Annotated in this window: 11 protein-coding genes; 1 reads left to right on the plus strand and 10 read right to left on the minus strand. The window is 73.5% G+C overall.

Features of this window, described 5'->3' with window-relative positions:
- Positions 1-5: 5 nt before the first annotated feature.
- The 5 genes from AGRA3207_RS13670 to AGRA3207_RS13690 all read right to left on the minus strand — a co-directional run bounded on the left by AGRA3207_RS13670 (position 6) and on the right by AGRA3207_RS13690 (position 7,235).
- Positions 6-1,034 carry a phosphopantetheine-binding protein gene (locus tag AGRA3207_RS13670; RefSeq protein ID WP_273700041.1) on the minus strand — a complete coding sequence of 343 codons (1,029 nt, stop codon included), beginning with the start codon at positions 1,032-1,034 and terminating at the stop codon, positions 6-8.
- Positions 1,031-2,221, minus strand: a complete 1,191-nt coding sequence (locus tag AGRA3207_RS13675) for an AMP-binding protein (protein ID WP_273700042.1) — start codon at positions 2,219-2,221, stop codon at positions 1,031-1,033. Before AGRA3207_RS13675 ends, AGRA3207_RS13670 begins: the two co-directional genes overlap by 4 nt.
- A 727-nt stretch (positions 2,222-2,948) precedes the next feature.
- Positions 2,949-4,613 (minus strand): acyl-CoA dehydrogenase family protein, encoded by a 1,665-nt coding sequence (locus tag AGRA3207_RS13680; protein ID WP_231334998.1) that lies wholly within the window; start codon positions 4,611-4,613, stop codon positions 2,949-2,951.
- Positions 4,610-6,349, minus strand: coding sequence for an acyl-CoA dehydrogenase family protein (locus tag AGRA3207_RS13685; protein WP_231334999.1), 1,740 nt, complete (start codon positions 6,347-6,349; stop codon positions 4,610-4,612). The genes AGRA3207_RS13680 and AGRA3207_RS13685 overlap by 4 nt, the downstream gene beginning before the upstream one ends.
- 187 nt (positions 6,350-6,536) lie before the next feature.
- Positions 6,537-7,235 carry a TetR/AcrR family transcriptional regulator gene (locus AGRA3207_RS13690; protein ID WP_231335000.1) on the minus strand — a complete coding sequence of 233 codons (699 nt, stop codon included), beginning with the start codon at positions 7,233-7,235 and terminating at the stop codon, positions 6,537-6,539.
- A gap of 80 nt (positions 7,236-7,315) precedes the next feature.
- Here AGRA3207_RS13690 and AGRA3207_RS13695 point away from each other — a divergent pair, with 80 nt between their 5' ends.
- Positions 7,316-8,059, plus strand: coding sequence for a siderophore-interacting protein (locus tag AGRA3207_RS13695; protein WP_231335001.1), 744 nt, complete (start codon positions 7,316-7,318; stop codon positions 8,057-8,059).
- 41 nt (positions 8,060-8,100) lie between these two features.
- Here the strand turns inward: AGRA3207_RS13695 and AGRA3207_RS13700 are convergent, their stop codons facing one another.
- The 5 genes from AGRA3207_RS13700 to AGRA3207_RS13720 form a co-directional block, all read right to left on the minus strand.
- The gene (locus tag AGRA3207_RS13700; RefSeq protein ID WP_231335002.1) at positions 8,101-8,397 is read right to left on the minus strand and encodes an acyl carrier protein; all 297 of its coding nucleotides are present in this window, start codon (positions 8,395-8,397) and stop codon (positions 8,101-8,103) included.
- A 100-nt stretch (positions 8,398-8,497) separates the two neighbouring features.
- A complete protein-coding gene (locus AGRA3207_RS13705; RefSeq protein WP_231335003.1) occupies positions 8,498-9,541 on the minus strand; it encodes an acyl-CoA desaturase in 1,044 nt (347 codons plus the stop codon).
- Positions 9,542-9,545: 4 nt separating this feature from the next.
- Positions 9,546-10,472: an acyl-CoA desaturase gene (locus AGRA3207_RS13710; protein WP_231335004.1), complete on the minus strand. Its 927-nt coding sequence runs from the start codon at positions 10,470-10,472 to the stop codon at positions 9,546-9,548.
- Positions 10,469-12,337: a fatty acyl-AMP ligase gene (locus AGRA3207_RS13715; protein ID WP_231335005.1), complete on the minus strand. Its 1,869-nt coding sequence runs from the start codon at positions 12,335-12,337 to the stop codon at positions 10,469-10,471. Before AGRA3207_RS13715 ends, AGRA3207_RS13710 begins: the two co-directional genes overlap by 4 nt.
- Before the next feature lie 69 nt (positions 12,338-12,406).
- A complete protein-coding gene (locus tag AGRA3207_RS13720; RefSeq protein WP_231335006.1) occupies positions 12,407-12,874 on the minus strand; it encodes an SRPBCC family protein in 468 nt (155 codons plus the stop codon).
- Positions 12,875-12,876 lie beyond the last annotated feature (2 nt).

The following is a 12,876-nucleotide window of genomic DNA, read 5'->3' on the forward strand; positions in this document are numbered from 1 at the left end:
GGCGCTCAACCTTTGCGGGCCAGAGGCGGTGCGGACGGGCCGCCGACGAGTCCGGCGAGGTGCTCGGCCAGCGCGGCGATGTTGGGGTAGTCCCAGGTCAGGGTCTCGGGGAGGCGGAGGCCGAGCAGCGCCTCCAGGTCGCCCACCAGGGCGACGCCGGACGCCGAGTCCAGCCCGTAGCCGACGAACGGCTCACCGACCTCGATCTCCCCGGGCTCGACGCCGAGCCAGTCCGCGATCTCGGCCACGAGCAGGTCCTCGATGTCCTGCCGGCCGAGCGGCGCCCCGCCCGCGCGCGGCGCCCCGCCCGCGCGCGGTTCGCCACCCGTGTCCGGTGGCCCGCCGGCGTGCGAGGCGTCTCCGGCGTCCGGCGCATGGGCGGGCGCCGGGCCGGCCCGCGTCTCCGCCTCCGCCGCGGGGACGGCATCGCCGCGCAGCTCGGCCAGCACGGGCAGCGTGCCGGTGAGGAAGGCGTCCCGGGTCCTGCCGCGCTGGATCTTGCCGCTCGACGTCTTCGGGATGCTCCGGGCCTCGATCAGGACGACCGCGTGCGGCTGCACCTCGTGGGCGGCGGCCACGGCGGCGCGGACCGCGGCGGCCACCTCGTCCGGCGAGGCGGTGCCGTCGCGGACCTCCTGCACCACCACCAGCCGCTCGGCGCCGTCCGCGTCGATGCCGAACGCGGCGCCCGCGCCCGGCCTCAACGCCGGGTGGGCGGTCTCCGCGGTCCGCTCGACGTCCTGCGGCAGGATGTTGCGGCCCCTGATGATGATCAGGTCCTTCATGCGGGAGGTGATGTACAGCTCCCCGTCGCGCAGGAACCCGAGGTCGCCGGTGCGCAGGAAGGGCCCGTCGCCGTCGGCGAGCGTCGCCGCGAAGGTCCGGGTGCTGTCCTCCGGGCGGTCCCAGTACCCGGCCGCGACGCTGGGACCCTTGATCCAGATCTCGCCGGTCCCGCCCGGCGGGCACGGCGTGCGGTCCTCGGGGTCCACGGCGATGACCCGGTGCCCGCTGATCAGCGGGCCGCAGCTCACGAAACGCCCGTCCCGTCCGGCGGTCGCGCCGGACCCGGCGCCGCCGTCCCGAGCAGGGCGACATGCCGCCGGAACGACGGCGGCGGCATCAGCCCGCCGCTGATGAGCAGTCCCGTCTCAGCCAGCCCGTAGCAGGGGAAGAACGCCTCGCTGCGGAAGCCCCATCGCCGGAACGCGTCGGCGAAGCGCTTCAGCGTCTCCGGCCGGACGGTCTCGGCGCCGTTGAACGCCAGGTTCCAGTTCCCGAGGTCGACGCCCTCCATGTCCTCGGGCGTGACCTTGCGGGCGCAGAGGTCGTAGGCGAAGTTCGGGGCGCCGCCGATCGTCGCCCTGCTGCGCGAGATGGCCCGGAGCCACCGCGCGGGCCGTCGCAGGAACGCCGCCGGCGACATCAGCGTGACCGTCGAGCCCGTGTAGAGCGGCGTGAGGATCCCGCCGACGAGGCCCATGTCGTGATACGGCGGGAGCCAGAGCGTCATGTGGCTTTCGGGGCGGAACCCGAAGGACGGCTGGATGCGGCGGAGGTTGTCGACGAGGGAGGCGTGCGTCAGCATCACGCCCCGGGGATCGGCGGTGGAGCCGGAGGTGTACTGGAGGATGGCCAGGTCGTCCTCGTCCACGCCGGGGTCGCGCCACGTCGCGGACAGGGCGGCGTCGACGTCGTCGGTCGTGAGCCGGGGCAGGGCCTTCAGGCCGGGGTCCTCCCCGAACGCCAGTTCGCCCAGCTCGGCGACGGCCGAGGTCGTCAGCAGCACGGCCGGGCGCGCGTCGGCGACGATCGACAGCAGCCGGGGCAGCGTCCGGGCGAGCCGTCCGGGGTCGGGCGGGTAGGCCAGCACCGCGACCGTCCCCGCGTAGAGGCACCCGAAGACGGCCGCGATGAGGTCCAGCCCCGGCGGGTACAGCAGGAGCGCGCGCTCGCCGCCCAGCCCCCGCTCGCGCAGCACCGCCGCGATGGCGCGGGCCTTCGCGTCCAGCTCGGCGTTGGTGATGCACGCCTCGTCGGTCTCGCCGTCCGTCAGGAACGTGTACGTACGCCGGTCGGGCTGCTCGCAGGCACGCCACCGCAGCACGTCGATGAGCGTGGGAAGACCGGCCGCCCTCGGCTCGGCGTCCGTCGTCGCCGGGGACGTCGCGGGGACGGCGCCGCCGCCGGCGGCACCGCCCGGATCTGGGCGCGCAGACATCGAACCCCCTCGGAACCGGATCCTTGGATCCATGAATTCGGCCTTCGTGATGGATGACGGGCCCCGCGACGGTCCGGCCGGTGATCCGGTGGACCCGGGGGCGAAGAGGAATCCGCGACTCGGTTGATGACATGAACCGATGCACCGGCCATTGCCGGGCACCAATGGTCGAATCAGAATGTGAACGCACAATCGAAGCGTTCGGCACATCGTGCACGAGTGACCAGGTGAGAAAATCCCCGAACCGATGCCGGCCGCGGCGGCGAAGCAGGCAAGGCCCCATGCCCTCTCCGCTGGTCGCCATTTATCGGCAGGCAGTACCCCGAACTCGTATAGCCTCCCCCGTCCCGGCTATTGCTCCCCGTTCTTGACCTTGTCTTTCCGCTTTCAACGGCTCCAAGCCTGCAACACCCTTCCAGCCCCTGAAAACGGGTTGGCCGGATCAGGACATCGGCGGAGAAGTCCGTCGCATGGAATTCTGCACCACGTGCTTCTCGATCAGCACATTGCCGGGGAATTACGTGGTCTGGCAGGCCGGATAAGCGGCCCGGCGGGAATGCGCGAGAACGCGATGAGCGGGCGGTGAGAGCGCGGTGGGCGTCCGGTGAGAACGCGGTGGATCCGCAGTGGGGGCTTGAGGGGACGGCCGGGCCAGGCAGGTCGGCCGGTCAGCCGGCCAAGCGCCCGGCGTGCAGGTCGAACGTCAGATGGCCGTCGAAGCGCGTGGTCAGCTCGGCCGCCAGGGCCGTCTCGACCGCGAGGGGCGTCTCCGTCGCCCCGGTGACGGCGGCCGGTACCGGCGGCCCGAGCCGGGACTCCAGCCGGGCGAGGACGGCCGCGATCCAGTCCGGCCCGGCGGTGAAGCCGCTGCCCCGCCGCCACACGCCGACGCACGCGGCCGCCGCGAGCAGGACGGTGTAGCGGCCGGCCAGGTCGTGGGCCTCGCGGCTCGCCGCCACGATCCGCTGCGGGGGCGCGTCCCCCGCGGCAGGCCGATCCGCTCCGGGGGGTGCGGGGGCAGGGCGGCGCAGCGCGCCGTGAGGAGGTCCAGCTCGGCCGCAAGACGGCCGCCGGGCCCGGCGACGCGCGGGTCGCCGTCCGCCGCCGCGGCCGCGAGCAGCGCGCCGAGACCGCGGGCGGTCCCGCCGTCGGCCGTGAGCCGCCCGAAGTCCAGCTCCGGGAGGTCGCCGCCGACGTCGAACAGCGCGTCCGGCGGCTCGGCGGCGTCCCGGGCGCCGGTCGCGAGACCGGGCAGCCGCGGGACGATCGCCGTCGCGCGGACCGCGGCGCCCGCGTCCGCGAACGCCGCCACCGGGATGTCGCGCATGAGCTTCTGGAAGACGGCGTGCCGGCCCTCGCGCATGTACGAGCGGGCGCCCACGGTGACCGACAGGCTGTAGGACGCCTCGTGCAGCAGCCTCGGGACCAGGTGCTTCGCCGCCGCCGTCAGCATGCCGGCCTCGCCGGGCATCAGGTGCAGCGCGCGGGCGGCCACGGTGGCGAGGACGTCGCAGACCAGCACGTCCAGGAAGGCGCCGACCAGGGCCGAGCGGACGTTGGGGAACGCGGCGACCGACCCCCCGTACAGGGTCCGGCCGCGCGCGAAGTCCACGGCGACGCGCAGCTGGGTGTCGAGGGCGCCGATGACCACGCCGGGCAGGACGGCGCGGGTCGCCTGGAGCACCGGCGGCACCGTCTCCATGGCCGCGTCGCGCTCCCCCACCACCTCGTCCGGGACGGGGCAGGCGTCGAACTCGATCCCGCCGAGCAGCAGGCCGCGCATGCCCGAGGTACGCGCACGCGGCAGGTGGACGAGACGGCCGGGGGGCAGCGCGGCCGTCTCGACCAGCAGGTGGGAGCGGTCGCCGGGGCCGTCGCCGGTGCGGGCGAGCAGCACGATCGCGTCGGCGCGGGCGGCGTTGCCGACCAGTTCCTCACGGCCGTCGAGGACGAGGCCCGCCGGATCCGGGCGGGCGGCCGGCCCGCCGCGGGCGGGGTCGTCAACGTGCGGCGGCTCGGGGTAGGCCGCCGCGACCTTCCTGCCGCGCAGCAGCAGGGCGGCGAGCCGGGCCTGCTGGTCGTCCGAGCCCGACACCCACACCGGCACGGCGGCGGCGTAGCTGGTGACGCCGTAGCCGAGGCCCAGCGAGGGGTCGCGGCGGAACAGCGCGCGCACCGGCAGCCCGATCCGGTCGGCCTGGACGAGCCGCCCGCCGAGGCGGGCGGGGACGAACTCGGCGTTGAGCCCGAATCCGTCCAGCATGTCCTCGCCGGCGGCGAGGGGCTCGCCGCGTTCGTCGGCCGCCGTCACGGCCTCGTAGGACAGCGGGTTGGACGGGTCGCGGGGATCCCCGAGGCGGGTCTCCAGGTCGTCCGGCGTCGCCTCGGTCATGATCCGTCCTCGGGGAGGTCGCAGGGCAGCGGGGAGAACAGCAGCCCGGAGCGGTACTGGGCGGCCATCTCGGGGAGCAGCCGGTCGAGGACCCCGCCGTCGGACGAGCCTGGCCGGAGCCGGTCCAGCAGCCGGGTCAGCGCCGCCTCCAGCCAGAGCGCGTCCCGCCAGAGGCCCGCCGTGCGCGGGTCGGCCGCGGCCGGGTGCTCGCGGTTGCGCAGCCAGAACCGGACGCACGCGCCCCCGGCGGCGCAGAGGGCGTAGTCGCGGGCGAGGCCGAACGCGGCGGTCGGCGCGGGACCCGCGGACGGCCGGTGGGCGGCCATCCGCTCGTGGACGTCGTCGGTGATCTCCGCCAGTGCCCTCGCGCGGTCCGCGACGGCGGGCGGCGCCGCCTTCTCCAGCTCGGCGAGTGAGGCGGGCAGCGCCTGAACGGGCGAGCATCCCGCGCGCGACAGCAGCCCGAGGCGGCCGGGGTCGAACTCGGGGGGCGGCGCGGACAGGTCCACGGCGGCGTCCAGGCCCGCCTCGTCGAATCCGCCCGCGCGGTAGGCCCGCACGAGCACCGGGAAATGGTTGATGACGACGTTGAGGTTGACCAGGGTGTTGCCGTCGAAGATGCCGACGATGCGGTGGTCGCGCTCCACCTTCTGGAACAGGCCGCCGCCGGGGCCGTCCTCCAGGAAGGCCCGCACCCCCATGCCCTGCCCGAGCCGGGCGATCAGCTCGTCGACGCTGGTGGGGACGTAATACTTGACCACCGCCGACAGCACGCTCAGCTCGGCGGGCAGGGCGTGGATGGCGCGGGCGCCGGCCAGGCCCAGCACCTCGGCGGCGAGCAGGTCGGCGTAGGACTCGGCGAGTGTGCGGGCCGTGTGCGGACGGACGGACGGGCGGCCGCCCGGCCCGTCCTCCAGCGCGGCCGCGGTCGCCAGGCGGAGCGCGCGGTCGGCGGCGCCGAGGGACAGCCCGGCGATCAGTGTGCGGGTGAGCTGCATCCCCTTCAGGACCGTCTCCAGCCCGCCGCCCGGGGGCCCGACCAGCTCGCCCTCCCCGGCGAAGGCGCCGTCGAACGCGATGCCGCTGATGTCGGCGCCGCGGATGCCGTGCGTCCGGACGGCGGGCAGCGGCCGGAAGGTCCCGGGGGCCAGGCGGCGCTTGTCCATCAGCAGGAGGCTGAAACCGCGCGCCCCGCCCGCCGGGTCGGTCCGCGCCAGCAGGCAGACGATGTCGCCGCGGGCGGCGTTGTTGATCAGCCATTTCTCGCCGGTGACGCGGTAGCCGCCGTCGGCGGGGACGGCCTCGACCTCGCCCGCCAGCAGATCGCTGCCGTGCTCGGCCTCGGTGAGCCCCCAGGACACGACGGTCCCGGAGAGGATCTCCGCCGCGACGCGCCCCGCCTGCCGGGGATCCCCGGCCACCCAGGCCGACACGCCGCCGAGGAAGGTCTTGGCGTGGCCGATCGCCGTCGTCAGGTCGCGGCGGGCCATCACCCGCGCGACCTGGAGGGTGTCCTCGAACGTCCGCACCGCCCCGCCGTACCGCCGCGGGACGTAGTAGCCGGGTAAGCCGATCCCGTCCAGCTCGCGGCAGATGTCGGCGGGGAATTCCTCGCGCCTGTCCAGCTCGGCGACGCATGCCAGGGAGAAGGTCCGCGCGGGATCGCGGGGATCTCCGAGCCGCTCTTCCAGCCGCTCGGTGAGCGCGTAGGGGGCATAAGCGGGGTGGCCGTTCATGCCGCATCCCTCACGGGTCCATGACGAGTCGAATTCGGGCACACTCCGCGCCACCCCTCTCATGCGATTTACCGCGGTGCACCAAGGGTAGGCGACGTCGTTATATCCCGCCTCTCGGCGGCCTATTGCGGCGATCTCCCGTCATTCCCCGTCCACTGGAAGCACATCGGCATCACAAAACGCGGGATCAGACGGGGGCCACATATTCCAGACCGAGCAGCGGGCACAGCTCGCGCAGGCATTCCTCGAAGACGGGTCCAAGATCGGAATAGGCGAAGTCCAGCTGGTTGAGGACTTCCATGCAGACGAGCCCGTACAACCTGATCCAGCATTTCATCACGACGTGCAGGGCCTCGGGCGGGAGGAGGTCGCCGATGGTCCCGGCATAATCCCGCAGCTGCTCGCGCACCGACTCGTCGAGGTCGTCCGGGACGGGGAACGGCCGCGTCCGCCACAGTTCGGCGACCTGGGCGAGGAAGACGCCGCCGAAACGCTGCCCAGCCTGGTACCACTCCGAGTCCGGCAGCTGGTGCGGCGGCGCGATCTGGCTCGCGAAGATCCAGCGGAACTCGGCGGGATGGGACGTCGCCCAGGCCCGCAGGGCGCGGCAGGTGGCCAGCAACCGGAGGGTGAGCGTGTCGTAGGCGTCCCGGGTGGCCTCCATCTCCTCGGCCAGCTCGCGGTAGCAGTCGGCGGTCACCGCCCCGACCAGCTCCTCGTGCCCGGCGAAGTAGTGGTACAGCGCCGGGCCGCTCATGCCCACCTCGCGCGCGACCGCGTTGATGGTGACCGCCTCCGGCCCCTTCGTGGTCAGCAGTTCCCGCGCCGCCCCCCGGATCTCCGCGAGGGTCCTCTGCCGCTGCCTGTCCCGCCGGCTCGTCGTCATCGTCCACCTCCGTTGACATCTTAGGGCATCTATGATTGCTTAATACCTCTAGATACTCTTAGAGTCATTAAGGAGATCGGATGCGCAACCCGCTGACCGGCGCGTTCGCCAAGTACTTCATGGAGGCGACGATCACCGAGGCCGACCTGGTGACGCCGACCATGCGGCGGATCCGGCTGGAGACCGGCGAGCCGATCCCGTTCCCCTACAGTCCCGGCCAGCACGTGCGGATCCAGGTCAACGACCCGCTGTCGCCGCGCGGCCTCCTGAAGCCCCTGGAGACCCTGCGCACCTACACGATCCGGGAGCACGAGCCGCAGGCGTTCGAGCTGCTCGCCCACCTGTACGAGAGCGACGGCGGCGGCATCGGACTGCGCTGGGCGTCGCAGGCGCGCCCCGGCGACCGCGTGACGTTCTGGCGCCACCAGTCGGGGTTCTTCCTGCACGAGGAGGCCGACTACCACCTCTTCGTCGGCGAGGAGACCGCGAGCGCCGCGTTCGGCCCGATGATCGGCGCGCTGAACGGCTCGGCGCGCGTCTTCGGGGTGCTGGAGAGCGAGTCGCCCGAGGACGACATCCCCATGCCCCGTCCGCTGGAGCTGCGGCGCGTCCACCGGCACGGCGCGCCCGCCCACTACTCCAAGACGCTCCTCGCCGGGGTGACCGAGCTCGCCCTGCCCGACGAGCCCGGCACCGCCTACGTCGCCGGGGAGGCCAGGACCTGCCAGATGATCCGCGACCATCTGGTCCGCGACCGCGGGTGGCCCCGCGCCTCGGTCAGGGTGAAGCCGTTCTGGACCCCGGGCAAGCGCGGCCTGCACTGAGCACGGACCGGAGCGGGCCCGGGGCCGTCCCCCCGGGCGGGTCAGGTCCGTTCGGCCAGGTCCAGTTCCTGGACGAGGTAGTCGCCGAGCTCGTCGACGGTCGGGTACGCGTACAGCAGCCCGGGCGAGAGGCGGCGGTCGACGAACCGCTCCAGCGCGCCCGAGACCTGGACCGCGACACGCGAGTCGAGCCCGTAGGACTCGAAGGATCTCGCCGTGTCGAGGTCGCCGGGATCGATGCCGATCCGCCCGGCCAGGGTCTCGGTCAGCCAGTGCCGCAGCGAGTCCGCGGTCAGAGGCCCGTCGGGCTTCGAGGCTTTCCTGTTTCTCCCGATCATGCGGTCTCGCGCTCCCATCCATGCCGGTTCCGTGTTGCGGATGTGCGTGCGGCGCCGGTGCGGCGCCGTCTCCGGGCGGTGCGTCGTCCCCTTGCGGCCTTCATGTGGCCACCCAGGACGAGTCGTCCGCGGAGGTCGCCGTCGGCGCGGCGGAGGTCGCCGTCGGCGCGGCGGCCGTCCCGCGGCGTGCCTCTTCCCTGATCCGCCGGGCGCGGGCCCTGCGCTCGGCGATGCGCTTCTTGCTCGGCTGGTGCAGGTCCCGGACGACGCGGGCCTTGCCCAGCAGCGTGAGCACCCACCCGCTGGGGTCCGGCTCCCACCACGCGACGGCGTGCCGGTACGACCCGGGGAAGGCGTGGTGGTTGTTCTGCAGCCCCTCGCCGAACGTCGCGACGGCCACCGGCCAGTTGTTGGCGCTGCGGTCGCCGTTCTCGAACGGCCGTCCGCCCCACATGTGGCACAGCGAGCCGACCGCCCAGGCCGCCTGGTTGGCGACGAACATCCGCGCCAGCCCGCCGAAGACGAAGCCGGTGAACGCCGCCGTCAGGGTGTGGCCCACCGCGAACCCGGCCGCCGCGGGCAGCGCCAGGCCGGTCAGGACCCAGATCGGATAGGTGCGGTGGTAGGAGAAGAGCCGCCGGTCGCGCAGGATGTCGGGCGCGAAGACGCTCCAGCGCGCGCTCTCGTCGCTGAACATCCACGGCATGTGCGCCCACCACAGGCCCCGCAGGCGTCCGAGCAGGCCCTTGCCGTGCAGGTTCGGCGAGTGGGGGTCGCCCTCGTGGTCGCTGTAGCGGTGGTGGCGGCGGTGCGTGGTGACCCAGAACATGATCGGACCCTGACCGGCCATCGACCCGCTGATGAGCAGGATCGCCTCGAACGCCCGGGAGGTCTTGAACGAGCGGTGCGCGAGGTAGCGGTGGAACCCCATGGTGATGCCGCCCATGTGGACGGCGTACATGACGGCGAACAGGACCAGGTCGGTCGTCGTGAAAGCCCCCCGCCAGAGCAGGGTGAGCGCGACGAGGAAGCCCAGCCCCGGCAGCGCCATGATCAGGAACGCGGTGACCCGCTTGACCAGGCGTCCCGGACGGTCGAGCCTGGTGATGGCGGCCTCAAGGGCCTCGGGTGATGCGGTCGGCACGCTGCTACCTCTCCTTCGTCGTTCGTTCCGGTCCGTTCGTGAGGGGCCCGGGGTAGCGCACGTCGCGGACGGCTCCGAGCCGGTCCAGCAGCCGGATGAACACCCCCGTCAGATCGAGCTGCCAGAAGGTGTGGCGGTTCAGGGCGGCGGACGGCCGCGCGTGGTGGTTGTTGTGCCAGGAGCCGCCGACCGAGACCGGCGCCAGCGCCGCGACGTTGCGGCTGTTGTCGCGGGTCGCGTACGGCCGGGCGCCGAAGGTGTGGCCGATCGAGTTGATGCCCCAGGTCACCTGGTCGAGCAGGAAGATCCGGGCCGGCCCGCCCCACAGCAGCCCGCCCACCGCCCCGGCGGCGCTCCCGGTGAGGACGCCGCCGAGCACGGCCGGCAGCGCCAGGCCGAGCGCCACCCAGCCGAAGTACAGCCGGTCGACCCGCATGACGGTGCGGTCGGCCAGCAGGTCGTGGACGTGCCGGCTCCAGTTGTCCCGCCGGACGGTGAACAGCCAGCCGACATGGCCGTGCCACAGCCCGCGCAGCCGCGCCAGCCTGCCGTCCCCGATCGGGCGCGGCGAGTGCGGGTCGCGGTCGGTGTCGGTGAACGCGTGGTGCATGCGGTGGGTCGCGACCCAGAACACGATCGGGCCCTGCGCCGCCATGCTCCCCGCCACGCCCCAGGCCGCCGTGACCACCGGCCTGGCGGCGAAGGCGCGGTGCGAGAAGAAGCGGTGCAGGCCGCCCTCGACGCCCAGCGCGGTCGTCAGGTACATCGCGCCGAGCAGCGCGCCGTCCACCTTCGTGAAGCCGTGACGGAGCGAGTACAGCACCGCCGCCGCGAACCCGGCCGCCGGGACGCACACCGTCACGTACGCCAGGCGGCGGGCCTGCGCGTCGGTGTCGGTCCTCGAAGGCCGGGCGGCCGGTTCCGCGGTCATCTCGCCCGCTCCCCTCGCGCCGCCTGCGGCCGCGCCTCTGCCTGTGCCCGTGTCGGCGCCTGTGCCTGCGTCGAGGCCGGGGTCAGCGTCTTGAGCCGTCCCTGCGCGAACCTCTCCCGGGTGGCGGCCCGCCGGACCTTCCCGCTGGTGGTGAGGGGGATGGTCCCCGGCGGGCCGATGTGGACGCCCACCGGGCGGACCCCGTGCTCGGCCGTCACCCGGGCCACGATCGCCTCCCGGATCGCCTCCAGGGCGGCGGCGGTCCGGCGGCCCGCGCGGCGCAGCTCCGCGACGACCGCGAGCCGCTCCTCGCCGTCGGGGCCGTACGCCGAGACCGCGACGGCGCGGCGCAGGCCCGGGTCCGCCCTGAGCACCGAGACCTCGATGTCGTGCGGATACAGGTTGCGGCCGGCGATGACGATGACGTCCTTGAGCCTGCCGGTCACGTACAGCTCGCCCTCGAAGAGGAAGCCGGCGTCACCGGTGCGCAGGTAGGACGCCTCGTGCCCGCCGCCCTCCGGTCGCACCCCGAACGTCGCGGCGGTCAGGTCCCGCCGTCCGAGGTACCCTCCGGCGACGTTGGGGCCGCTCAGCCAGATCTCCCCCACCGTCCCGGACGGCACCGGACGGCGGGTCCGGGGATCGACGATGAGCGCCTCGTGCCCGTCGGCGACCTCCCCGCAGCTGACCGCCTCGACCACCTCGGCCGTCTCCGCCGCGTCTCCCGTCTCCGCCGCGTCGCCTGTGTCGCCCGCGTCGCCGTTGCCGGGGCGCGGCTCGGCGTCAGCGAGCCTCACGCCGCCCAGTTCCAGCGCCCGCTTGGCGATCGGGAGGGTGCGCGGCACCGTCCCGTTGGGCTTGCCCGAGACGAACAGGGTCGCCTCGGCCATCCCGTAGCAGGGGGTGAGCGCGGACTCCTTGTACCCGCAGGGCGCGAAACGGTCGCGGAAACGGTCGAGCGTCGGCTTCAGCAGCGGCTCGGCGCCGCAGTACAGCTGCCGCAGCGAGCCGAGGTCCAGTGTCTCGATCTCCTCGTCGGTGACCGACTCCACGCATAGGTCGAGGGCGAAGTTCGGGGCGACCGAGACCGTGACCCGGTTGTCGGTGATCGCCTTCAGCCAGCGGTAGGGGCGCTGCACGAAGTGCGCGGGCGGGAGCATGACCAGCGGCCACCCCCCGTGCACCGCCGGCATGATCGTCCCCATCAGGCCCATGTCGTGGTACGGCGGCAGCCACGAGCAGCCGACCCGGTCGGGCTCGGACCGCATGTTCCGTTCGAGGACGAGGCAGTTGCTGATGAGGTTGGCGTGCGTCAGCACGATCCCCTTGGGGTCCCCCGTCGAACCCGACGTGTACTGGAGCAGCGCGGGATCGTGCGGGCGGACGCCGGGTTCCGGGCAGAGGACGGCGCCGCCCCGCCGGAACAGATCGTCGCCGACGACCAGCCACCGCATGCGGCGGGCCTGCGGGGGCAGGTCCGCCGCGGGCCGTGCCGCCCGCCCCGCGAACCGCTCGGAGACCAGGACCACGTCGGGCGAGCAGTCGGCGATGATCGACAGGAAGCGGGCGGCCGCCCGGCCCCCGTCGGGCGGAAAGCACGGCACCGCGGTGGCACCGGCGGCGAGGATGCCGAAGAGCGCGGCCACGTAGTGCAGGCCCGGGTCCACGGCGAGGAGCACCCTGCGGCCGCGCATGCCGTCCAGCGCCGCGGCGACGCCCGCCGCATGCGCGACGAGGTCCCGATACGTCCAGTCCGTCTGGGTGTCGCCGGTCCCGTCGGCGAGGAAGCGGAAGGCGAGGGCGCCGCCTCGGTGGCGCTCCCTCCTCAGGAGGGTCTCGGGCAATGCGGTCGTCGTGAGGTCCACCGGTCCCCCTAAGAGAAGTCCAGGAAAAGACTTGATCCGCCCGCGGCGGGCCCGCCGCGGGCACCCCGTTCAGGCCGTGGCCGCCTGGGCGCGGAAGCGCTCCTCGACCCGGCTCTTGACCAGCGCCATCTGGACCTTGCTGGTGCGGTTGATCCGCGCCTCCATCGTGGTGTCGTCCACGGGCGCCCCCGGCTTCATGTGGAAGTCCTGCTTCCAGACCATCCGGGTGCCCTCCGGGACCTCCTCGTAGGCCCAGTGGATGCGCATGTACTCGAACGGCCCGGTCTCGACGCGCCTGGCGGTGACCGTCGCGGATCCGCGGTCGAGGATCCGCTCCGACACCCAGGACCAGACGTTGCCGTCGTCGTCGGGATGCATGGTGAGCCGGAACAGGACCCGCCCGTCCTCCTGCTCCAGGATCTCGGCGGCCGAGTACTCGCCGAACAGCCCGGGCCAGCCCGCGACGTCGTTCGTGACCTCCCAGGTGAAGTCCAGCGGGGCGGCGATGACGATGGCGTTCTCGGTGTGCGCGGGCATGA

Origin of the sequence: Actinomadura graeca (assembly GCF_019175365.1) — a bacterium.
Taxonomy (GTDB): domain Bacteria; phylum Actinomycetota; class Actinomycetes; order Streptosporangiales; family Streptosporangiaceae; genus Spirillospora; species Spirillospora graeca.